Source organism: Streptomyces megasporus (assembly GCF_000718985.1).
Lineage (GTDB): Bacteria > Actinomycetota > Actinomycetes > Streptomycetales > Streptomycetaceae > Streptomyces > Streptomyces megasporus.
Genome location: NZ_JODL01000062.1, coordinates 1 through 1,447, shown reverse-complemented (window position 1 = coordinate 1,447; position 1,447 = coordinate 1). Strand labels below are relative to the sequence as shown.

The window sequence follows — 1,447 nt, the reverse complement described above, 5'->3', positions numbered from 1 at the left end:
GCCCTACTTTCTTGTCGTGGGTTCGAACTGGTCATTCGTAAGATCAGCGGGACCCGGGGGTCCCGGGTATGGCTGCATGGCAGTCGCCGCCTGATGGCTGGAAAGGCTTGGCCGCCCAGGACCCCGCGACGACTCGACCGCCAATTGGGAGATGCGACTCGATCGCTGTGTAGGGCAACGTCGGCGAGGTCGTCTGCTGGGCCGAGAACGCGCGAGGAGCTGGCGGAGGTGGCCGTGCCCCGGATATGGGCCGGAGTGGACATCGGCAAGGAACATCACCACTGCGTGGTGATCGACGCGGACGGCGATCGACTGCTGTCCCGCCGGGTCCTGAACGACGAATCGGCCCTGCTGGAGCTGATCGGGGACGTCCTGGCCCTCGACGAGGACGTGCTGTGGGCGGTCGACCTCAACCACGGCGGGGCCGCCCTGCTGATTGGGTTGCTGCTCGGCCACGACCAGCCGATGGTCTACATCACCGGCCTGACGGTGCACCGCGCCTCGGCCTCCTACCGGGGCGAGGCCAAGACGGACGCCAAGGACGCCTTCGTCATCGCCGACCAGGCCCGCATGCGCCGTGACCTGGGACCGCTGCGGCCCGGTGACGAGATCGCCGTGGACCTGCGCACCCTGACCACCCGCCGCACCGACCTGGTCTGCGACCGCACCCGGCAGATCAACCGGCTGAGGGCCCAGTTGCTGGAGATCTTCCCCGCCCTGGAGCGTGCCCTGGACCTGACCAACAAGGGCCCGGTCATGCTGCTGACGGGCTACCAGACCCCGGCCGTGATCCGCCGCAGCGGCGCCAGGCGCATCGAGACCTGGCTGCGCAACCGCAAGGTGCGCGGCGCCGCCACGTTGGCCAGGGCGGCGGTGGAGGCGGCCCAGGCCCAACACACTGCCCTGCCCGGCGAGAAGCTGGCCGCCGCCATGGTGGCGCGGCTGGCGAAGGGGGTGATGGTCCTCGATGAGGAGATCGCCGAGCTCGACGTGCTCATCGAGGCCCGGTTTCGCGAGCACCCGCACGCCGAGGTGATCCTCAGCCTGCCCGGCATGGGCCAGCAGATGGGCGCCGTGTTCCTCGCGGCCACCGGCGGCGACATGGACGCCTTCGGCAGCGCCGACCGGCTCGCCGGCTACGCCGGCCTGGCGCCGGTCCCACGCGACTCCGGCCGCGTCCGCGGCAACCTGCGCAGACCACGCCGGTTCCACCGTGGTCTGCTCAACGCGATGTACCTCTCCGCCCTGTCCAGCCTGAAGAGCTGTCCGGCCTCGAAGGCGTACTACGCGCGCAAGCGTGCCGAAGGCAAGGGGCACAAGCAGGCGCTGCTGGCGCTCGCTCGTCGCCGCGTCAACGTCCTGTGGGCCATGATCCGTGACGGAGCGTGCTACCAAGCCACACCGCCTGTCACAGCGGCGGCTTGACATCAGCATTGGGAAGCCTTTC

1 protein-coding gene is annotated in these 1,447 nt (G+C 69.8%); it reads left to right on the top strand.

Annotated features, from left to right (window positions below; all coding sequences use genetic code 11):
- Positions 1 to 228: 228 nt before the first annotated feature.
- The gene (locus tag IF47_RS0126605) at positions 229 to 1,425 is read left to right on the top strand and encodes an IS110 family RNA-guided transposase (RefSeq protein WP_169745249.1); all 1,197 of its coding nucleotides are present in this window, start codon (positions 229 to 231) and stop codon (positions 1,423 to 1,425) included.
- Positions 1,426 to 1,447 lie beyond the last annotated feature (22 nt).